The sequence below is a fragment of the Caballeronia choica genome (assembly GCF_001544535.1).
Classification (GTDB): domain Bacteria; phylum Pseudomonadota; class Gammaproteobacteria; order Burkholderiales; family Burkholderiaceae; genus Caballeronia; species Caballeronia choica.
Map to the genome: position 1 here is coordinate 24,473 of NZ_FCON02000024.1, position 19,491 is coordinate 43,963.

18 protein-coding genes are annotated in these 19,491 nt (G+C 61.6%); 13 read left to right on the plus strand and 5 right to left on the minus strand.

The genetic code is table 11. The annotated features are described in order from the left end of the window. The first annotated feature begins 10 nt into the window (after positions 1 to 10). The 7 genes from AWB68_RS13510 (at position 11) to AWB68_RS13540 (ending at position 7,446) form a co-directional block, all read left to right on the plus strand. Positions 11 to 1,537, plus strand: a complete 1,527-nt coding sequence (locus AWB68_RS13510) for a purine-cytosine permease family protein (RefSeq protein ID WP_087644862.1) — start codon at positions 11 to 13, stop codon at positions 1,535 to 1,537. Positions 1,538 to 1,579: 42 nt separating this feature from the next. Continuing rightward, the gene (betA, locus tag AWB68_RS13515; RefSeq protein WP_087644863.1) at positions 1,580 to 3,271 is read left to right on the plus strand and encodes a choline dehydrogenase; all 1,692 of its coding nucleotides are present in this window, start codon (positions 1,580 to 1,582) and stop codon (positions 3,269 to 3,271) included. 185 nt (positions 3,272 to 3,456) lie between these two features. After that, a complete protein-coding gene (yfiR, locus tag AWB68_RS13520) occupies positions 3,457 to 4,155 on the plus strand; it encodes a regulatory sequestration protein YfiR (protein ID WP_087644864.1) in 699 nt (232 codons plus the stop codon). Further along, positions 4,152 to 5,420 carry a diguanylate cyclase DgcN/YfiN gene (gene dgcN / locus AWB68_RS13525; protein ID WP_087644865.1) on the plus strand — a complete coding sequence of 423 codons (1,269 nt, stop codon included), beginning with the start codon at positions 4,152 to 4,154 and terminating at the stop codon, positions 5,418 to 5,420. Before yfiR ends, dgcN begins: the two co-directional genes overlap by 4 nt. A gap of 85 nt (positions 5,421 to 5,505) precedes the next feature. Then, on the plus strand, positions 5,506 to 6,027 hold the full coding sequence (gene yfiB / locus AWB68_RS13530) for an outer membrane lipoprotein YfiB (protein WP_087644905.1): 522 nt from the start codon (positions 5,506 to 5,508) through the stop codon (positions 6,025 to 6,027). A 136-nt stretch (positions 6,028 to 6,163) separates the two neighbouring features. Then, complete coding sequence (locus AWB68_RS13535) at positions 6,164 to 6,583, plus strand: DUF3830 family protein (RefSeq protein WP_087644866.1); 420 nt, start codon at positions 6,164 to 6,166, stop codon at positions 6,581 to 6,583. 239 nt (positions 6,584 to 6,822) lie between these two features. Then, a complete protein-coding gene (locus AWB68_RS13540) occupies positions 6,823 to 7,446 on the plus strand; it encodes a hypothetical protein (protein ID WP_087644867.1) in 624 nt (207 codons plus the stop codon). A gap of 127 nt (positions 7,447 to 7,573) precedes the next feature. Here the strand turns inward: AWB68_RS13540 and AWB68_RS13545 are convergent, their stop codons facing one another. Further along, positions 7,574 to 7,912, minus strand: a complete 339-nt coding sequence (locus AWB68_RS13545) for a hypothetical protein (RefSeq protein ID WP_087644868.1) — start codon at positions 7,910 to 7,912, stop codon at positions 7,574 to 7,576. 487 nt (positions 7,913 to 8,399) lie between these two features. On the opposite strand from AWB68_RS13545, the gene AWB68_RS13550 reads away from it, so the two are divergent. Both AWB68_RS13550 and AWB68_RS13555 read left to right on the plus strand, forming a co-directional pair. Further along, positions 8,400 to 8,774: an NUDIX domain-containing protein gene (locus tag AWB68_RS13550; RefSeq protein WP_087644869.1), complete on the plus strand. Its 375-nt coding sequence runs from the start codon at positions 8,400 to 8,402 to the stop codon at positions 8,772 to 8,774. A gap of 310 nt (positions 8,775 to 9,084) precedes the next feature. Beyond that, on the plus strand, positions 9,085 to 10,005 hold the full coding sequence (locus AWB68_RS13555) for a sterol desaturase family protein (RefSeq protein WP_087644870.1): 921 nt from the start codon (positions 9,085 to 9,087) through the stop codon (positions 10,003 to 10,005). A gap of 61 nt (positions 10,006 to 10,066) precedes the next feature. Here AWB68_RS13555 and AWB68_RS13560 read toward each other — a convergent pair whose 3' ends face one another. From AWB68_RS13560 to metE, 3 genes are all read right to left on the minus strand, one after another. Beyond that, positions 10,067 to 10,405 (minus strand): chaperone modulator CbpM, encoded by a 339-nt coding sequence (locus tag AWB68_RS13560; protein WP_087644871.1) that lies wholly within the window; start codon positions 10,403 to 10,405, stop codon positions 10,067 to 10,069. A gap of 6 nt (positions 10,406 to 10,411) precedes the next feature. Then, a complete protein-coding gene (locus AWB68_RS13565; RefSeq protein ID WP_087644872.1) occupies positions 10,412 to 11,341 on the minus strand; it encodes a DnaJ C-terminal domain-containing protein in 930 nt (309 codons plus the stop codon). 266 nt (positions 11,342 to 11,607) lie between these two features. After that, entirely contained in the window at positions 11,608 to 13,899 is a 2,292-nt protein-coding gene (metE, locus tag AWB68_RS13570) for a 5-methyltetrahydropteroyltriglutamate--homocysteine S-methyltransferase (RefSeq protein ID WP_087644873.1), read from the minus strand. A 63-nt stretch (positions 13,900 to 13,962) separates the two neighbouring features. Between metE and AWB68_RS13575 the strand changes: the two genes are divergently transcribed. The 4 genes from AWB68_RS13575 (at position 13,963) to AWB68_RS13590 (ending at position 18,349) form a co-directional block, all read left to right on the plus strand. Beyond that, positions 13,963 to 14,916 (plus strand): LysR family transcriptional regulator, encoded by a 954-nt coding sequence (locus tag AWB68_RS13575; RefSeq protein WP_200828689.1) that lies wholly within the window; start codon positions 13,963 to 13,965, stop codon positions 14,914 to 14,916. A gap of 466 nt (positions 14,917 to 15,382) precedes the next feature. After that, positions 15,383 to 16,708: an epoxide hydrolase family protein gene (locus AWB68_RS13580; RefSeq protein WP_200828690.1), complete on the plus strand. Its 1,326-nt coding sequence runs from the start codon at positions 15,383 to 15,385 to the stop codon at positions 16,706 to 16,708. Between the two features lie 216 nt (positions 16,709 to 16,924). Next, positions 16,925 to 17,746, plus strand: a complete 822-nt coding sequence (locus tag AWB68_RS13585; protein ID WP_087644876.1) for a gamma-glutamylcyclotransferase family protein — start codon at positions 16,925 to 16,927, stop codon at positions 17,744 to 17,746. 363 nt (positions 17,747 to 18,109) lie between these two features. After that, positions 18,110 to 18,349, plus strand: coding sequence for a hypothetical protein (locus tag AWB68_RS13590; protein ID WP_087644877.1), 240 nt, complete (start codon positions 18,110 to 18,112; stop codon positions 18,347 to 18,349). A gap of 256 nt (positions 18,350 to 18,605) precedes the next feature. On the opposite strand, the gene AWB68_RS13595 is transcribed toward AWB68_RS13590, so the two are convergent. Beyond that, the gene (locus AWB68_RS13595) at positions 18,606 to 19,295 is read right to left on the minus strand and encodes a ferredoxin reductase domain-containing protein (RefSeq protein ID WP_087644878.1); all 690 of its coding nucleotides are present in this window, start codon (positions 19,293 to 19,295) and stop codon (positions 18,606 to 18,608) included. Between the last annotated feature and the right edge of the window lie 196 nt (positions 19,296 to 19,491).

The following is a 19,491-nucleotide window of genomic DNA, read 5'->3' on the forward strand; positions in this document are numbered from 1 at the left end:
CCAGGGGTACATGATGCAAGCAGCAGACGAAACAGTTGAACGCGTAGTTGCCGGGGTCGAGCACGGGGCCATCGAAGGTCATTCAATCGACTTTATTCCAGATAACGAACGAACCGACAGGCTATCCAGACAGGGACCGTTCTGGTTTCTGGGCAATTTCACGTTCTTCACCATGACCATCGGCTTTGTCGGTCCGAGCATCGGGCTGAGCGCGCTGTGGACGACAATAGCGGGCACGCTGGGCATCATGTTCGGCACCTTGTTCATGGCCTTTCACGGATCGCAAGGCCCCCATCTTGGCCTGCCGCAGATGATCCAGTCGAGAGCGCAGTTCGGCTATCGCGGGGTGATCGTTGTCTTGCTGGCGACGCTATTCGTGTTCGCGGGATTCAACATCGTCAACCTCGTCTTGATGATGCAGGGTCTCAAAGCCCTGTTCAACTGGGATCCCGTCAAAGTGGCGCTGGCCGTCACGGTGCCGGCTTCCATCCTGGCGATTCTCGGTCACGACTGGATGCACCGCAGCTTCAAATGGGCGTTGTATCTTTCGCTTCCCCTTTACGGCCTCGTAACCGTGGCCGTCCTGATGCACTGGGTCCATGACGTGCCGCTCGCCGCCGTCGCACCGGGCGCGGCACCGACGCCACCGCTGGGCTTCAACTGGACTGCATTCATCGCGCAATTCGCGGCCGCCGCCAGCTACAACATCGCTTACGCACCGTATGTATCCGACTATTCCCGCTACCTGCCAAAGAACACGCCGAGCGGCAAGCTGATCGCGGCGGTGTTCCTGGGCGCATCGCTGTCGGGAGCGTGGATGATCGCGATCGGGGGCTGGCTCGCGGACCATCTGCATGCAACCGACGTGCTGGTCGCGTTGAATCAGGTCGGTAGCGACCTGGCGCCGGGGATGGGAAGCGTTGTGGTTGCCGTCACGATTCTGGCGTTCCTGCCGGTGATCGCGATGAACATCTACAGCGCCAAATTGACGGCTATCACGGCGGTCGATTCGTTCCGTAAAGTCCAGCCCACTCCAAAGACGCGCATTCTGGCGATTCTCTTCGTGGTGGCCCTTCAACTCGGCGTGGCTTTAAGCATCTATACCTCGGGTAAGGGCCTCTCCGTCCTGAATATCTACCTCGTGGTCATGCTGTATTTCCTGGTGCCCTGGACCGCGGTCAATCTGACGGATTACTTCTTCGTCCGCAAGGGACGCTACGCGATTCCGCACTTCTTCATGCCTCGCAACAACCTGTATGGCAAATGGGGCGCGCGCGGTTTGCTGGCCTATGCGATCGGCTTTGTCGCGATGATTCCGTTCTTCTGCGTTCTCGACGGCTCGAACGAAGTGTATGTCGGCCCGTTTGCCCGTGCGATGGGCAGTGTCGATCTGGCCTGGCTGGTCGGCCTGTTCGTCTCGGGCGTCGCCTATTACGCGTTGTCGCGGTCGCTCGATCTGCGGCACGAGGAATCGGTCATCGCTCAGATCGAGAAGACATCACCGCAGTACACCACCGGCGACAAGGGTCGCTACTAATCACAGACGATCCCGTCACGATCCAGGAAGCAGGGGAATATCATGAACACCGAGCAATTCGATTACATCATTGTGGGCGCCGGATCGGCCGGATGTGTCTTGGCCAACCGGCTCTCCGAGGACCCCGCGGTTCGCGTTCTGGTGCTGGAATACGGCGGCAGCGATCGCAGCGTCATCATTCAGATGCCGAGCGCCTTCTCAATGCCGATGAATACGTCCAAGTACAACTGGCGTTATCAGACCGCCCCCGAAGCCCATCTGAATGGCCGACAGTTGCATTGCCCGCGCGGCAAGGTGCTGGGAGGATCGTCGTCGATCAATGGCCTCGTCTATATCCGCGGCCACGCGTGCGACTTCGATGAATGGGAGGAACTCGGCGCGCGAGGCTGGGGGTATCGCAACTGCTTGCCGTATTTCCGGCGCGCGGAGAGTTACAAGTTCGGTGGCGACGAGTATCGGGGCGCGGAGGGGCCGCTATCCACCAACAACGGCAATAACATGGCGAATCCGTTGTATGGCGCGTGGATCGAGGCGGGGGCGGAGGCCGGCTACATCAAGACCGAGGACTGCAACGGCCACATGCAGGAAGGCTTTGGCGCGATGCATATGACGGTCAAGAATGGCGTGCGCTGGTCCACCGCGAACGCTTATCTGCGCCCCGCGATGAAGCGCCCCAATCTGACCGTGGTCACCAACGCGATGACGCGTCACGTGATTCTCGAGGGCAAGCGCGCTGTCGGGGTCGTGTACGATCAAGGCGGGCTCACGCATACCGCACGATGCCGTGCCGAAGTGTTGATCGCTTCTGGCCCGATCGGTTCGCCGCACCTGCTGCAACGCTCCGGCATCGGGCCTGCCGACGTGCTGCGTGACGCGGGGATCGAACTCAGGCACGACCTTCCCGGCGTGGGCGAGAGCCTGCAGGATCACGCGGAAATCTATATCCAGTACGCGTGCAAGGAACCCGTCACGCTCAACGCGAAAATGGATCCGTTCAGCAAGTTCATGATCGGGTTGCGCTGGCTTTTGTTCAAGGATGGTCTCGGGGCCAGCAATCACTTCGAGGCGGGCGGATTCATCCGCTCGGAAGCGGGCTTGCGCTGGCCGGACATTCAGTTCCATTTCTTGCCGGCAGCCATGCGCTATGACGGCGACAAGCCGTTCAAGGGCCACGGCTTCATGGTACTGACCGGACCAAACAAGCCGAAGAGCCGAGGGTACGTGCGAGCGACGTCGGCCGATCCCTATGACCACCCGGAGATCCGCTTCAACTATCTGGATCGCGAAGAGGACCGCGAGGGCTTTCGACGCTGCGTTCGGCTGACGCGCGAAATCATCGGACAGCCGGCGATGGACCGCTTCCGCGATGTCGAACTCTCTCCCGGGCCGGATGTGCAAACGGATGAACAGATCGACGCCTTCGTCCGGGCGAACCTGGAAAGCACGATGCATCCGTGCGGTTCGTGTCGCATGGGCGAAGACGACATGGCGGTGGTCGATTCCGAGTTGCGGGTTCGCGGCATCGACGGCTTGCGCGTGATCGATTCGTCGGTGTTCCCGACCGAGCCCAACGGCAACCTGAATGCGCCGACGATCATGCTCGCCGAACGTGCGTCCGACCTGGTCCGGGCGGTTTCGATGCTGCCCGCGTCCGACGCGGAGGTGGGCCTGGCCGAGGGATGGGAGACACGGCAACGCACCCACGCGCCGGCGCGAAATTTACATGTCGGTTAGGCAGCGCGATCTTTTGCGATCGTGAAGTTTGTAACGTTCCGCCAAGGCACTCGTGGGTGTTCCCTACTGGCTGATCGCACGACTTTGTGCGTAAAATAATCGCTTCGTGCGCGTGATAGTGCAGGCCCGCGATTGGCGGGAGGCAGGAGGTAGCGCCGGGATCGACGCCAACGAGTGTTTTCATCATGCATGCGAGAGTGTGCTGGGCAGTTGCATGTCGTGCGGCTGCTAACGCGCCACGAGGCCTGGTGGCGATCTCGGCGCGGACGACGTCCGGTCGGCGTGGGTGGGCCGCCTCGCTTCGCCACGCCTTGCTCGTGGTCGCTTGCGCGCTGGCCGCGGCACCGGCCGCGCACCCCGGCACACCCGCCGATCCAGCCGGTTCAGCCAGCGACGCCAGCGCCGTCGACACCACGCGCCCCGCCGATCCCACTATTTCATCGCGCGACGCCGCCGTGCGTCAGGTCGTGCTGGGCATCATCAGTTTCACGCACTGGCCGACGCCGCCCGTCCGCCTGCGCCTGTGCGTGACGGGCCGGCCGAGCTACGCACACGGCCTGGTCGACACGCTGCAGGCCGGCACGACCCCGCTCGACGTGCAGCGCGTTCGCTTCGACGATCCCGCCATCGGCTCGGCCTGCGACGTCGTCTATTCCGGCTTCCTGAGCGATAACGAACGACAGCAGGTCAGGGCCGCCGTGGCCGGCCATCCGGTCCTGACCATCTCGGAACACAACGCGTCCTGCACCACCGGCAGCATGTTCTGCCTCAATGTCGATGACGAACCCGTCACGTTCGACATCAATCTCGACGCCATGGCGCGCAGCGGCGTACGGGTTCAGCCGAATGTGCTGAAGCTCGCCCGGCGGCCCCTGACGCCATGAGACAGCCCACGCCTCCCGTTGTCCCGCCGCGCGTGCCGCGTCCGACACTGCAAAGCGTGTTGCGCCGCGCGCATCTGCGCCTGGCGTTCGTCGCCGTCACGATGGCCGCTGTGTCGCTGATCCTGGTCGCGGTGATCGCGCTACGCGCCTACGCCGGCAACAATCTGAACCTGCTGGCCCGCTCGCTCGGCTATACGGTCGAGGCGGCGCTGGTGTTCGGCGACCGGATCGCGGCAGCCGAGGCAATCGGGATGATCGCCAACAAGGAGGACGTGGCCGAGGTCATCGTCACGGATGGCCGGGGCCGGCCATTCGCGGGCTGGCGGTCGCCCGTCCACAGTGCGTTGGCCAGGTTCGAGCGGGAAGTCGCCGCGATTGCGCTGCCGGGACCGGCGACCACGCCGGTGCTGCATGACGGCATCGTCGTCGGTTACGTCGAAGTGCGCGGACAGGGGCGCCAGCTCTTTGGCTTCCTGATCGGCGGCGTCGGCGGTATTCTGGCCTGCCTCGCCATCAGCGTGCTCGGCGCCTATGTGAGTTCGCAGCGCCTGCTGCGCAACATCGTTGCGCCGTTGCGCGCGCTGGCCGACGTCGCTCACGCGGTGCGGCGCGAGCGCGCGTTCGAGCTGCGGGTCGAGCCCGCCGCAATCGCGGAACTGAACCAGCTCGGCGACGACTTCAACGCCTTGCTCGATGAACTGGAAGACTGGCAAAACAATCTGCGCGAAGAAAACGCCTCGCTCGAACACCAGGCCAATCACGATTCCCTCACGGGGCTGCCCAACCGCGTGCAGTTCGAGTCGCGCCTCGCGCGCGCCCTCCGCGATGCCGCGGAGACGGGCCTGCGGGTCGCTGTGCTATATCTCGACTGTGACCGTTTCAAGGAGATCAACGACTGTCTCGGTCATGAAGCGGGCGACGCAGTGCTGGTCGGCATCGCGGCGCGGGTGCGCACCCAGTTGCGCGAGGCCGATCTGGTCGCGCGTCTGGGCGGCGACGAATTCGCCGTCATGCTGGCGCCAATGCGCGAAGCGTCCAGCGCCGGCCGCATCGCCGAAAGCCTGCTGGCCAGCATGGCGCCGACGATCGTCCTGCCCGATGGCTCCACGGTGACCACGACGATGAGCATCGGCGTGGCGCTCTATCCCGATCATGCGGCCGACGCAATCGGCTTGCTGCGTGTCGCCGATGCAGCGATGTACCGGGCCAAGCGCGCGCGGCCGGGCTCGTGGCAGTTTGCTGCAAGCGTCACCGGACCGGCATGACGCCGCGGCCTAACAGGGCAGCCTGGCCGTCGCAACGGTGCGAAACAGCGCGCGCAAGGCGGGCGCACTCGAGGGGAATGCGATGATGAGACACTCGTTTCCTGCAAGCATCTCGCGGGCCGGCATCGGGAGCGGACTGCTCTTGTGCATGCTGCTCGGGGGCTGCCAGACGCCGCCGTCGCCGCCGCCGCTTTACCGCGGCCTGACGCCGACGCAGGTCGGGGCGCTCAAGTCGGAAGGATTCGACGAGACCGAGCAGGGCTTCGAGTTCGGCTCGAACGAACCGATCCTGTTCGACTTCGACCGGTACGAGCTCAGGCCTGACGTGCGCAGGATCGTCGAGCACATCGGCCACACGCTCGTGGCGGTGGGGCTTACCAGCGTGCGTGTCTATGGCTACACCGACGCAGTGGGTTCGGAACCCTACAACATCCGCTTGTCCAAGCGCCGTGCCGAGACCGTGGCGGCCGAACTGGTCGACACGGGCCTTCCTGCCGACCACCTGGAGACCATCGGCGAAGGCAAGCTCGACCCTGTGGGCGACAACCGCACGGTCGCCGGCCGGGCTCAAAACCGCCGCGCGGCGATCGTCGTTTCGCCGCGTTGAGGACGTCAGCCAAGCCGGGAGCAGGTGCATCTCGTCGAGCACCGTTAAACACCGCAATAGCACCCGCCCGTCACTATCTTTGATAAATTAGTGTCCGCACACTACGCTTCCTTCAGTGGCCATCTCAGGGGACGACATGAAGAAGATCAACGTTCAGGCGGGTCCGTTCCGCTTCCTTGGGCAACTCGAAGAGGAAAAGGCGCCGAAGACCTGCCAGCGCTTTCTCGAACTGCTGCCTTTCAGGAACAAGGTCATCCATTCTCGCTGGAGCGGTGAGGCGGTATGGATCCCGCTGGGCGAATTCGATACCGGGCTGGACTTCGAGAACCATACCAGCCACGCTTCGCGCGGCGATATCTTGCTTTATCCCGGGAAATTCAGCGAAACCGAATTTCTATTCGTTTACGGCAGTTCGATTTTCGCAAGCAAAATGGGTCAGCTCGCCGGGAATCATTTCTTTACCCTGCTCGAAGGTCATGAGAATCTCGCTGCATTCGGCAAGCTCGTGCTGTGGGAAGGCGCTCAGGACATCGTATTCACACTGGCGGATGAATAGCGGGTCGAAGCGATGTCCACGGTGCTCTCGGGTTTGACTGGAACACGTCGGGGCTGCATCGATGACGCCGCACCTGCTGTCTGCACCCCGTGCCGGTACGGGCAGAGCAGGGACGGCGCGCTCACCTTGTCGAGCCGCTCGCGCTGTTCCGCAGTCTGCCGAGCCCCTGATCGAGCGCGATCGAAGCAAGTCGCCGGATCGACCAACGCCACGAACCGGCCCACGACAGGAGGCGCCGCATGACAATCAATACAAAGATCGCTGACCACTACGAGGCCTACGTTCCGCAAGGCGAAAACTGGCTGGCAACGCATCCCGAAGACACCTTCGGCGGCATCGACAAATCAGCGTGGCGAGAGATCTCCCCCAAATCGACGGCCGTCGCGAAGGAGGCATATGAAGCCTGGGTCGCGCGGTTGGTCAAACAATTCAAAGCCAGCGAATTCGACTTCGACGCCCTCAATACGCCTGAAGGCTTCGAGGCCTTCCATGCTTCGTCGGTCGAAGACATTCAGGCTTATTGGGCTGCGCGCGGCCTGGAAGCACAGTCGCATCATGCGGTCTTTTTTATGGTCGACTCGGCGGTCAGATTCTTTCGGCGCACGGATAACAACCGCTGGCCGGTTTTGCATCAAGCCGTGCGAAAGTATGGACACACTGTGCTGAATGAGCCGAGTCAAAGCTTGCTCAAAGAGCTCTTCGCCGACGAGAAGCGCTACACGTCGGCTGGGACGACTGAGGAAGTTGACGCGTCCTACAAGACCCGGCAAGCGCGGATTCGCGACTTCTGCGGGCAATACGGAGGCAGCCCGCTCGTTGTCGACGCCTATGCCCGTTCGCGCACGAACACCCATGGCGGATGATGCGCGACCATGAACGCTTCGCCGCACAAGACTGTCTCACTGCTGCGCCCAACTACCAAGCCGCCCGCGTCGTGGAGCTGGCGTCGGCGTGACTGGATCGAGCGGGAACCCGGCATTCCAAAGCGACTCACGCCGGGGTAAATACCACCGCGCCGACGCCGTCGACGTGCGTGAAGCTCCGAAAAAACCGGTATGTCTGGTCGCCTACGGTCAGGTGGTTTATCCCAACCTGAGTCAACTGGAGTAGCTCGTCGGCTACCGGCGTCGAGATTGTCCCTCGAACGGTCAAGGCCTCCTCCTCGCTTGCCGGGTCGCCCACGTAGACCGAGCATGAATCCGCACCGTGGCGCATCATGACGACGCACTTTCCCTTGTCCAGCGACAATTCGAGGTACCCGGCCAGCGCCCGCAGCGGCTCTGGCGTATGCCCGTTCGGGCCGGAAGTCAATTCTGAAGCGGTCGCCATCTTGCTGCTCTCCGTCCAATGTGCCTGTCCTGAGACGAGATGTCGCCCGTCGGGCAACACGATCTCACTATAGGCGTCGATGCGTGAGTTTGAAACTCGTTAGCTCCGTTTGGGGAAATGATCCAGAGCGGCTGGCTTTCGAGCGTCGCACTTAATATGCGCTCTCATGCGATCCTCCAATCCTGCGATTTGAAGCAGAACTCGCCCGCTATCCCACCTTTTCTGTTGCCGGCCTTTCTGTATGTTTGATCCTGTCCCCCTTGCTTGAGCGTGTCTTCGCGTCTTCAGGAGCCGTCGCTTCTGTCGAGGAAGCGGGGATGTGTGACGTAAGTGCGTCCCGGTAGCCACCGAACTGTCGTTCGCTCAATGCACCGCGCAGTAGCAGGCAGGGAAATTTCTAATTTTGACCTCCCCCAAAACCGTGTATTAAACGGTGACCACGATTGGGCTAGGGGGCCCGCCCTTGTGGAATTTGAAGAGACAGCACATGAGAATACGAGCAACGGGGCTGGTCGTCCGCAAAGGTGCAGTCTTATTGGTCAGGGAACATAGCGGCATGTGGCTACTGCCGGGCGGAGTCGTTGAACGCGACGAGTTGGTCATCGTCGCGGCTATCCGTGAAGTGTATGAGGAAACCGGTATGGAGGCGCACGCGGCGGCGTTCATGTTTGAACACGTCTCCGCGCATCATGTGCATCATGTTTTCCGCATCGCCATTTCCGACAACGAGCATCCGAAAGCGTGCGCCGAGGCCGCTTCAGTCAAATGGGTCACGCCCGAACAACTCATCAACTTTCGCGCAACACCGGGAACCAAGGCAATCCTTGAGCGTGCGCTATCAGCATCACCGTCCGTCCGATGACGGGATGGCAGAGCCTGGGTGCTTTCCGCATGGGAAGGAGCGCGCCGCACGCCGTATGCAAACGGAGTGTGGTCGTCGACTTCGTTAGCGCCCTGTCCGTCAACTGTCGCGGAGTGACACCGCTGAGGCGAGGCGCGAGCGCCCGCGCCTGCGCCGCCGGCGAGCCATCGCGGCCGGCATTCCATGACATCCGGCGACATAGTTTCCGCATGGTCTTTAATCGGGCAGCCCACTACATTAGCGTCACTCGACGCGATGGCGGCCTTTCCCGCAGACGACGCGTCTCATCTCAACCCGTTATCTGCCGATCATGCTCACCACTGGAAAAATCACCCTTTGTGTCACCCTGTTTATCGTTGGCGTCTCGCTGATCGAGGCATGGGTGCTCACCCGCAGACAGCGCGACAGCGCCACGCCCTTCGACTGGCATGAAGTGTGGATATCGCTGGCCGATCTGGCCGGCCGCAAGCTGTTCGCCCTGTTGCCGCTTTCGCTCGCGACGCCGATTTTCGCGCTCGCCTGGGATCACCGGATCTTTACCGTCACGCTCAGCAGCGCGCTGATGGTGTTCCTGCTCTTTATCGGCCAGGAGTTCTGCTATTACTGGTACCACCGCGCGTCGCACCGCATCCGTTTTTTCTGGGCGACGCATGCGGTTCACCACTCGCCGAACCAACTGACGCTATCGTCCGCTTACCGGCTCGGCCTGACCGGCAAGATAACCGGCTCGGCGGTGTTTTTCGCGCCGCTCGTGTGGCTTGGCGTACGCCCGGAAATCGTGCTGGCGACGCTGAGTTTCAACCTGCTTTATCAGTTCTGGCTGCATAACACGTGGACGCCGAAACTCGGCTGGCTCGAATACGTGTTCAATACGCCTTCCGCGCATCGCGTCCACCACGCATCGAACGTCGATTATCTCGATGCGAACTATGGCGGCGTACTCGTCATATTCGACCGCCTGTTCGGCACGTATGTCGAAGAGCGCGCCGATGAGCCGTGCCGCTACGGTCTCACGACACCGACGCGCTCACACAATCCGCTCGTCGTCGAATTCGAGCACTGGGTCAGCCTCGCGCGTGATATCGCATCGGCGGGCAGCGTGTGGACGGCGATCCGCTACGTGTTCCTGCCGCCCGGCTGGCGCGCGGACGGCGCCAGCGAAACAACCGAAGCGCTGCGTCAGCAGAATCCGGCCGCGCGTACGGTTCCGGCCGGTACGCCGGGACGGTGAACGGATTTCGTCGCGGTCGTGTGCCCCGGTCGAACGCCGGGGTCGAACGCTCTCTTCGCTCTCAGGACGCTTCAGGTATGTCGCCCCGGTCGCCGTAGCGGGCGAGACGGGCGCGCAACGTATCGATCTGGTCGAGCAGATCGAGCGCAAGCGCCACGCCCTGGGCATTCAGTTCCAGGTCGCTCGTGAGTCGTTGCGCAGTGATGGCTCGACGCAAGGAAGCACCGCTGAACCGCCATTCCTCGATGCGCGCGCCTCGCGGCTCGAATGCGCCTTCTTCCACCCAAAGGGCGAACTGGTCCTTCGATGCACCCGTGATGCGGCACAGTTCAATCAGCGTGAACTCGACGTGTTCCTCGACGATATCGCCCTGCAAATAAACAGGTTCGCTTTCTTTCATGATGGGTCACCCATAAAAATGCGCACGCGGATCGAACTTGAACGCCTCGCGCATGGCGTTGTAAGCCGCTTTTTGAACTTCGGTGTCAGCGGGAGGCAGGACGATGCCCAGCATGACGTAGAGATCACCGGCCGGATTGCCGGGAATGCCTCGACCCCTGAGCCTCAGCCGACGGCCGGCCGCGGACCCCGCCGGGACGGTCATCGTCACTTGCCCCGAAGGGGTCGGCACGATGACCTCGGCGCCGAGCGCGGCTTCCCACGGCGCCAGCGGAAGGTCTACCGTCACGTCGCGGCCATCGACACGAAACCGCTTATGTTCCTCGAGCGCGACTTCCAGGTACAGATCGCCCGGCGGCGCGTTTCCGATACCGGCGCCTCCCTGCCCGGCGAGCCGCAGTCGCTGGCCATCGAGGATGCCCTTTGGTATCGATACGTCAAGCGTGCGCGTTTGATAGGTGACGTGCCCTTGTTCATCGATAACGGGCATTTGCAGCGTGAACGTGCGCTGCGCTCCGTTGTAGGTGTCCTCCAGGCTTATCGACACCCTTGCATGATGATCCTCGCCCGGCCACTCGGGCGCGCGCGGACGGGTCCCATGTCGCGGGCGCGCGCCGAACAGGTCGCTGAAGAAGTCGTCGGCGTCCTGCGGACTCGCGCCTCCGCGGAACTCGAATCCGTCGCCGACATCCGGGCGCGGCCGAATCTCGTCGCCATCTTTCAGCCCGGTGCCGAGGGCATCGAATGCCGCCCGCTTCTCCGGGTCTTTAAGTACCTGGTAAGCCTCGCCAACATCCTTGAAGCGCGCTTCTGCGTCCGCGTCCTTGTTCAGGTCGGGATGGAACTTGCGTGCCAGCTTGCGATGAGCGGTCTTGATTTCCGCTTCGGTAGCCGTTCGCGGAACGCCCATCACGGCGTAATAGTCCTTGTATTTCATGGTTTGCCCGTATCGTCCAATCATTAGACCCAAACTGACGACATGACCCTCGGTCGCGACGCCAAGCCATGCGATAAATATACAAGCATGTGCTTATGTCCGGGTTTGTTTGACTTCCGGGCGCGATTCATTCGATGCTGCCGCCAGACCTTCAAGGCGACAAAGGATGTGAAAAAACGGCCACCCGAGGGCGGCCGTTGGTTGCGCTGAGCGTATCGTGAATCTATTGACACGCCCTTGGGTCATGCAGAACCGGCGACGTGCCTTCAACCTGCCTGACGCAACGTGCGCGCAGCGGCGACCATGTTCGTGAGCGCCGGAATCACTTCCTCCCATGCGCGCGTTTTCAGCCCGCAGTCGGGATTGACCCACAGCCGCTCCGCCGGAATCCGCTCGGCCGCCTTCTTCATCAGGTTGACGATGTGTTCCTGCGTCGGAATGTTGGGCGAGTGGATGTCATACACGCCCGGCCCGATCTGGTTCGGATACTTGAAATCGTCGAACGCATCGAGCAGTTCCATGTCCGAGCGCGACGTTTCGATGGTGATCACGTCCGCATCCATATCGGCGATCGACGCGATGATGTCGTTGAACTCCGAATAGCACATGTGCGTGTGAATCTGCGTTTCGTCCTGCACGCCATTGGCGGTAATGCGGAACGATTCCACCGCCCATTGCAGGTACTCGCCCCATTGCGACTGGCGCAATGGCAGGCCTTCGCGAAGCGCCGCCTCATCGATCTGGATGACTCGTACGCCCGCCTTTTCGAGGTCGAGCACTTCTTCGCGGATCGCAAGCGCCAACTGGTGGCACGACACCGAGCGCGACTGGTCGTCGCGCACGAACGACCAGTTCAGGATCGTCACCGGACCGGTCAACATGCCTTTCATCGGCTTCGCGGTCTGCGACTGCGCGTACTTGGTCCATTCGACGGTCATCGCCTTCGGGCGGCTGATATCGCCGAACAGGATCGGCGGCTTCACGCAGCGCGAGCCGTAGGACTGAACCCAGCCGAACTGGCTGAATGCGTAGCCGTCGAGTTGTTCGCCGAAGTACTCGACCATGTCGTTGCGTTCGGCTTCGCCGTGCACGAGCACGTCGAGCCCCAACGCTTCCTGTTCCTTCACGGCGCGCGTGATCTCGCGCTCCATCGCCGCCTTGTAGTCGGCTGCATCGAGTTCGCCGCTCTTGAACTGGCTGCGTGCGTGACGAATTTCGCCCGTTTGCGGAAACGAGCCGATCGTCGTGGTCGGAAACGCCGGCAGGCCGAGGAGAGCCGATTGCTTCCCGGCGCGTTGCGCATACGCGCTCACGCGTTTGCCGAGCGCCGCGTCGATCTTCGCGATGGCCGCCTTGACCGCCGGGCTGTGCACGCGCGAGGAATTGCGCCGGCTTTCGATGGCTGCCGCGTTTGCCGCGAGCGCATCGGCGACGGACGCGCGTCCATGATTGAGCGCGCCTGCTAGCACCGTGAGTTCGTCGAGCTTCTGCAACGCAAACGCGAGCCACGACTTGATCTCGGCATCGACCTTCTGTTCGCTGTTCAGGTCGACCGGTGTATGCAGCAGCGAGCAGGACGGCGCGATCCAGAGCCGATCACCGAGCGACGCGTGCAAGGGCTCGAGCCAGTCGAGCGCGGCATTCAAATCGGTCTTCCAGATGTTGCGGCCGTTGATCGCACCGACCGAGAGCACCGAAGCGTCCGGAAGGCGCTTGATGACTTCCGTGATTTCCTCACGGGCGTTGATCGCGTCGATATGCAGGCCGTCCACAGGCAGCTTGCACGCAAGGTCCAGGTTGTCCTGCAACTGACCGAAGTAGGTCGCCAGCAGCACACGGACGCGGCGTGCGGAGAGCGCATCGTAGGCGGTGACGAATGCGTCGCGCCACTTCGCGTCGAGTTCGGTCACGAGCGCCGGCTCGTCGATCTGTACCCACTCGACGCCTTGCGCCGTGAAGTGGTCGAGCAGTGCGGCGTACGCGGGAAGAATGCGCGGCAACAGCGCGAGCTTGTCCGAATCGTCCTTCGCCTTGCCGAGCCACAGATACGTCACGGGTCCGATGATGACAGGCTTGGCCTTCACGCCGAGCGCACGAGCTTGCGCAAGCTGCTCGATGAAGCGCGTGGGATCGAGCTTGAATTGCGTGTTCGCGTCGAACTCCGGGACGATGTAGTGATAGTTGGTGTCGAACCACTTGGTCATTTCGCCGGCCGCGACGCCGCCACAGCACGCGGCGTGATCGTCGGCGCCCTCGGCCGAGCGTCCGCGCGCGACACGGAAATAGTTGTCGAGCACATTGCCATGAAAATCGCGCACGCGCTCGGGCAGGTTGCCGAGCGTGAAGCTCATGTCGAGCACCTGATCGTAGAACGCGAAGTCGCCGACGGGCGCGAAGTCGAGCCGTGCCTGATCTTTCCAATGCCGCTCGCGCAATTGCGTGCCGAGCGCCTTGAGCTCGTCGCGTGACGACTGGCCCTTCCAGTAGTTTTCGAGAGCGAATTTCAGTTCGCGCTTTGCACCGATGCGCGGGAAGCCCAGGTTATGTGTGGTGACCATGTCGTTGTGCCGTCCAGTAGGTTGTCTGGAAGCGATGATAGAATTTTCCTTGTATGAAATAAAATGGATTTATTTCATTCATCAATTAGATTTGTTCATGGGGGCGCGATGCTCGAACGCAGTCATCTGCTGGTCGTCAGGGAGGTGGAACGCCAGGGCTCGCTGACGGCCGCCGCCGACGTACTGAATGTCACGCAATCGGCGCTCAGCCACACGGTGAAGAAGCTGGAGCAGCAACTGGGCTCGCCGCTCTGGACGCGCGAAGGACGCTCGATGCGTCTCACGCAGGCGGGCCAGTATCTGCTCGGTCTGGCGAACCGGCTGTTGCCTCAGTTCGAGCTTGCCGAAGAGCGCATCAAACAGTATGCAAACGGAGAGCGCGGCACGTTGCGAATCGGCATGGAGTGCCATCCGTGCTACCAGTGGCTGCTCAAGGTCGTTTCGCCCTATCTCGCACGCTGGCCGGACGTCGATGTCGACGTGAAGCAGCGCTTTCAGTTCGGCGGCATTGGAGCGTTGTTCGGCTATGACATCGACGTGCTCGTCACGCCCGATCCGTTAAAGAAGGCGGGCCTGCGATTCCAGCCGGTATTCGACTACGAACAGGTGCTCGTCGTGGCCGATTCGCATCGGCTCGCGAATGAGGCCTACATCGTGCCTGAGCAGCTTTCGACGGAGGTGCTGATCACGTATCCCGTCGAGACCGACCGCCTGGATATCTACACGCAGTTCCTGACGCCCGCGAATGTTGTCCCGAAGCGCCACAAGGTGATCGAGACGACCGACATCATGCTTCAGATGGTCGCGAGCGGCCGGGGTGTTGCGGCGCTGCCAAGATGGCTTGCCGAAGATTACGCCGACTCGATGCCGCTCGTGCCGCTCCGGCTCGGCAAGAAGGGGATCGCCAAGCAGATCTTTCTCGGCACCCGCGAAGCGGACGATGCAGTCGACTATCTCGCAGCCTTTGTGGCGCTGGCACGCGAATCAGACGCGGACGTCGCCAGATTTCGGTCGTAGCGATCATGTGGCCGATGCCTGCCATGCGGCGTATTTCGAGCATCGCAGCGTGTATCCAGGACAAGTATTCGATGTACTGGTTTTAGGCTTCAAGATGGTGCCTGGCGTTGGTTGGACGGTGACGCGCCTTTGCACCCAAACCCGCAATTCAGTCAGCGTTGACTCCAGGTCCTCTCAACCCATGAAGTACTCCGCTAGGCAATGCCTTGCCAGCGTGCGTGAACTTTCAATTGACAGCTCGTTAAGTAGCGGGTCGAATGTCAATTCGGAATCCGTATTCAATAATCGACTCCGCCGAAATTCATGGAGTCAATTGCAACGACCGCCGAATTCTCCGAAGCCATCAGGTGAAACTGCGCGGTCGCATTCTCAAAAGCAGAAGGGGTGTCCTTCGACATCGGATGGCACATGAGCGTTGGCGCCCTGTTTAGTAGACATCCTAAGTGCATTGTCGACAGGAGCTCGTATGTCAGACGTTATTCCTTCACAGACCCCGTCGCGCCGCCGCTTTGTTGGTGCGGCAGTAGCGACCCTTGCCGCAACTTCATTGAGTCGGCTCGCTTTTGCAGAAACGAATCAAGCTATCACTGAAGTCGCACAACCGACGGGCAGTGGCAAGAATGCCATTCGTCCACTTCGTTTGCACGTGCCGGAATCGCAACTTGTCGAATTGCGAAGGCGCGTCAAAGCGACCAGGTGGCCCGAGCGGGAAACGGTAACGGATGCATCGCAAGGCGTACAACTCGCGACGATGCAGAAACTTGCCCGTTATTGGTCGACAGGGTACGACTGGCGCAAGATCGAAGCGAGGCTGAATGCCTTGCCGCAATTCGTCACCGAGATCGATGGCCTCGACATTCATTTCATCCAAGTTCGTTCGAAAAATCAGAATGCATTGCCGATGATCGTCACGCACGGATGGCCCGGCTCGATCATCGAGCAGTTGAAGATCATTGAGCCGCTGACCAATCCGACAGCCCACGGCGGAACTGCGTCGGACGCTTTCGACCTCGTGATTCCGTCGCTGCCTGGCTACGGGTTTTCAGGCAAGCCGACCACGACCGGCTGGGATCCTGTACGCATCGCACGCGCCTGGGTCGTACTGATGCAGCGCCTCGGCTATAAGCGATACGTAGCGCAAGGCGGCGATTGGGGGAACGCTGTCACGGAACAGATGGCCCTCCTCACGCCGCCGGAACTGCTTGGCATTCACACCAATATGCCTGCAACCGTACCGGACGACATCGCAAAGGCCCTCAAGTTCGGCGACCCCGCTCCGGCTGGCCTTACGCCCGACGAGAAGCACGCTTTCGATCAGCTCGACTATTTCTACAAGCACGGCCTCGGCTACGCACAGGAGATGGCGAACCGACCGCAGACGCTATATGCGATCGAAGATTCACCCATCGGCCTGGCAGCGTGGATGCTCGACCACGATGCCGCCAGTGAAGCGCTGATTGCGCGCGTGTTCGACGGGCAGTCCGAAGGTCTTTCGCGAGACGACGTCCTCGACAACGTCACGCTCTATTGGTTCACCAATACGGGGATCTCGTCGGCCCGCTTGTATTGGGAAAACAAGCTGAATTTCTTTGCGCCGAAACACGTCATGATTCCGGTCGCCGTCAGCGTGTTTCCCGACGAGTTGTACGCCGCCCCGCGGAGCTGGGCGGAGCAAGCGTATCCCAGACTGATCCATTACAACCGCCTCCCCAAAGGAGGGCATTTTGCCGCCTGGGAGCAACCGCAACTTTTCACGGACGAGATTCGCGCAAGCTTCCGGTCGCTGCGCTGAACGTCGTCGCCGTGAGGTTGTCGGAGTCGCGCTCGGCAATCGTCTCGTATGCTAACGATGCCAGGTAGTTGGGTCGCGGGCAGGAAGCGTCACTCGCTTGCTGGAAGGAAGGGACGAGACCCGCCATCATCGAGGCGGCCGCAATGACGCGCGCAGTTGCCAGGCGGCCCGGCAGAGGCGATCATCTGCGGCATCCCATTCAACGGAGATCAGACGATGTCAGCGATGGCAAGGATTCGAGGATTCGTTGTGGCACTGGCGTTCGTTGGCCTGGCGGCGCACGCGCAGACCACCGACTTCTGGGGAACGCGTCTTCCCGACCCGCCGACGCAGTTCATCTTCGGCTACGGCTCGCTCATCAACACGCCATCGCGCAACGACACGGCCGGCAAACCGGTTGCGGCGATTCCGGTGCGCGTCTCGGCGGCCTTCGGCTATGTGCGCAGCTGGAGCGACCGCGCGCGCTCGGGGTTCACGGCGCTCGGTCTGCGGCGTCCGTTCGAGGGCGAGGGACCGATGACGATCAACGGAGTGATTTATCCCGTTGTCGGCAACGACATGTCCGCGTTCGACGAGCGCGAGAAAGGATACGTGCGCGTCGAGGTGCCGCGCGCGCTCATCGAAGCCGTGTCATGGCAGCCGCTGCCGGCAGAGGGCACGGTCTGGGTCTACGTGCCGAAGACCGAAGGCAAGCCACCGGGCGAAGGGCTTCCGGTTCCCGATGCGAGGTTTCCGCTCGTCGAGTCGTATATCGATGTCGTGATCGAGGGCGGGCTCGAGTACGGGCCGGAATTCGCGCGCGAGATCATCGAGACGACCCGGGACTGGAGTCCCTACTGGCTCAACGACCGCACGCTCGCACGCCGGCCCTGGGTGTTCGACAAGCAGTTCGCAAAGGTCGATGCACTGCTCGCTACGTCGGCACCCTGCTTCGCGCAGCGGGCGTTCTCCGAGGACTATGCCTCCGCGAGCGCCGCCATTGCCGCGAGTGCCAGACGCAAAGGCGATGTGTGCCTTCGTGAGGCGCACGGTCGGTAGGCCGCGCTTTCGGCTCCAGTCGTCCATGTCGTGCCTGATCGCACAGGACAGCCCGTGCAGCATGGCCGGGCACGCGTCAACGGGATGTTTGAGCTACGTTTCTTCGTCTCAGGAAATCCGCCTGATGCTCTTTTCGAAGAGCGTCACAGCCGGTCGATTCTGTAACGACTCGGCCACCTCTCCGGGACATTTCCGGGCCTGGACAAATCGCGGAACCACCCAAACTAATGTGCTCTTCAGTAGGGGTTAATTTTGGTTGGATGGCAATTACACTGCCTTCACATTTCAGCAGGTCAATTACAAGCAGGCAGGGAAGCGAGACCAATGAAGTGGACCATTTGAAACCCTACCCGGAGTAACACTATGACTAGCAAACAATTGACGTCTCTCCTGATCGCAGCGGCTTCGATCGTCGCCATGCCGGCCTTCGCAAGCGGTTACGGCCCCGCTCCGTTCTACGCCGCGGATCAAGGCGCGCCGGCCTCGCAGCGTGGCATGAGCGCACAAACCGTCGCCACCGAGCAGGCAGCCGCGAGCGGTCCCGACGAAGCGAGCCTCGCGAAAGTCATGCGCGGCGCCGACACGATGGAAGCGCAGCAGTAAATCGCCTTGCTGTCGAAAGTGCGGCCGGGAAGGCATTTGCCTTGACCGGCCGCATCTAACCGAGATGCGCTCAGGGGTTCCATACAACGGCCGCACGTCGGCCACGCCGGTCATTCGGTCATTCGGCGGCCAGTTGCATTGGCCGGTCGTGAATCGCCGTCATGGAGAAAACTGACGAGCCATAGGGGAAAAGCCGCCTCGGCAAGAGCGGACATCGACAAACAACCCGGCCTCCCGAGCCGATTCGACGGTCGTATCAAAGCGCTTTCTCCCCAAGAATGATTTTGTGGACATGGGCGGGGTAAACCCATTCAAGAGCTTGCCGTTCGATGAGATTCATGAAGGAGGGTGGACCGCTGCAAATTATCTGCGAGCTTGCGTGCGTGGGGCTTACAGCATGAGACGTCGCCTGCGCAATCGCATCCTCACTCAGACCGATTCGGTGATGAACCCGCGCGTGAGTGCGGAATTCGTCCAACTCCTCCCGGAACACGGCTCGTTCTGGCGTGCGCGCGAAATTGTGAACTTCGAAGGACTTGCCTGCCTTGGCGAGCCGCCTTGCGACACCGGCGATTGCTGTAGCTCCAACACCAGCCGACAAGAGAATGTAACGGGCACTGCGGTCCATCATCACCACAGCGCTTCTGGGAGACCCGACGTAAATCTGGTCTCCTCTGTTCCACGAGAAATCCGCGCTCGCTTGCTCGGGTTCTCTATCCGCCTCTTGCCGCACTCCCAGGACGAATGCGTGGCGACGTGATGGAATGCGCCACAGAGGGTGTGACCGCACGGCCTGGCTACCGTTGTCGCGAACGAGGTCGACAATGGCGCCGTCATCGAATGGCGGTAGTTCCGAACGATATCTGGTCTCCAATTCGACTGCGTGATAACCCTGAGCGAGCTGCCATTTTCGGGTCACAATCGCTTCAATCATGTTGTCGTGCATGTCTTCTCCGATAGGAATGCAGGTACCTGCAGGACGGACCCGCCTATGTCGTTGTTGGAGGAGAGGGCTGGTATCCGAGCGTACGAAATACGTCAATCGAAGCCAGAGTAGGGCGGCTTACGAGTCTCCACAAGATGCGCCGGGCGAATGACCCTTATATGCCTCAAGCGATGTTCGTCAGAGCGCTCAAGCCCGA

Excerpts from the sequence above, each read along its gene's own strand:
- metE (WP_087644873.1), bottom strand. The coding sequence starts at position 13,899 with ATGGTCACCACACATAACCTGGGCTTCCCGCGCATCGGTGCAAAGCGC.
- AWB68_RS13560 (WP_087644871.1), bottom strand. The coding sequence starts at position 10,405 with ATGAAAGAAAGCGAACCTGTTTATTTGCAGGGCGATATCGTCGAGGAA.
- dgcN (WP_087644865.1), top strand. The coding sequence starts at position 4,152 with ATGAGACAGCCCACGCCTCCCGTTGTCCCGCCGCGCGTGCCGCGTCCG.
- AWB68_RS13565 (WP_087644872.1), bottom strand. The coding sequence starts at position 11,341 with ATGAAATACAAGGACTATTACGCCGTGATGGGCGTTCCGCGAACGGCT.
- AWB68_RS13555 (WP_087644870.1), top strand. The coding sequence starts at position 9,085 with ATGCTCACCACTGGAAAAATCACCCTTTGTGTCACCCTGTTTATCGTT.
- betA (WP_087644863.1), top strand. The coding sequence starts at position 1,580 with ATGAACACCGAGCAATTCGATTACATCATTGTGGGCGCCGGATCGGCC.
- AWB68_RS13535 (WP_087644866.1), top strand. The coding sequence starts at position 6,164 with ATGAAGAAGATCAACGTTCAGGCGGGTCCGTTCCGCTTCCTTGGGCAA.
- AWB68_RS13580 (WP_200828690.1), top strand. The coding sequence starts at position 15,383 with ATGTCAGACGTTATTCCTTCACAGACCCCGTCGCGCCGCCGCTTTGTT.
- AWB68_RS13585 (WP_087644876.1), top strand. The coding sequence starts at position 16,925 with ATGTCAGCGATGGCAAGGATTCGAGGATTCGTTGTGGCACTGGCGTTC.
- AWB68_RS13540 (WP_087644867.1), top strand. The coding sequence starts at position 6,823 with ATGACAATCAATACAAAGATCGCTGACCACTACGAGGCCTACGTTCCG.
- yfiB (WP_087644905.1), top strand. The coding sequence starts at position 5,506 with ATGAGACACTCGTTTCCTGCAAGCATCTCGCGGGCCGGCATCGGGAGC.
- AWB68_RS13545 (WP_087644868.1), bottom strand. The coding sequence starts at position 7,912 with ATGGCGACCGCTTCAGAATTGACTTCCGGCCCGAACGGGCATACGCCA.
- AWB68_RS13590 (WP_087644877.1), top strand. The coding sequence starts at position 18,110 with ATGACTAGCAAACAATTGACGTCTCTCCTGATCGCAGCGGCTTCGATC.
- AWB68_RS13595 (WP_087644878.1), bottom strand. The coding sequence starts at position 19,295 with ATGCACGACAACATGATTGAAGCGATTGTGACCCGAAAATGGCAGCTC.
- AWB68_RS13510 (WP_087644862.1), top strand. The coding sequence starts at position 11 with ATGATGCAAGCAGCAGACGAAACAGTTGAACGCGTAGTTGCCGGGGTC.
- AWB68_RS13550 (WP_087644869.1), top strand. The coding sequence starts at position 8,400 with ATGAGAATACGAGCAACGGGGCTGGTCGTCCGCAAAGGTGCAGTCTTA.
- yfiR (WP_087644864.1), top strand. The coding sequence starts at position 3,457 with ATGCATGCGAGAGTGTGCTGGGCAGTTGCATGTCGTGCGGCTGCTAAC.
- AWB68_RS13575 (WP_200828689.1), top strand. The coding sequence starts at position 13,963 with ATGGATTTATTTCATTCATCAATTAGATTTGTTCATGGGGGCGCGATG.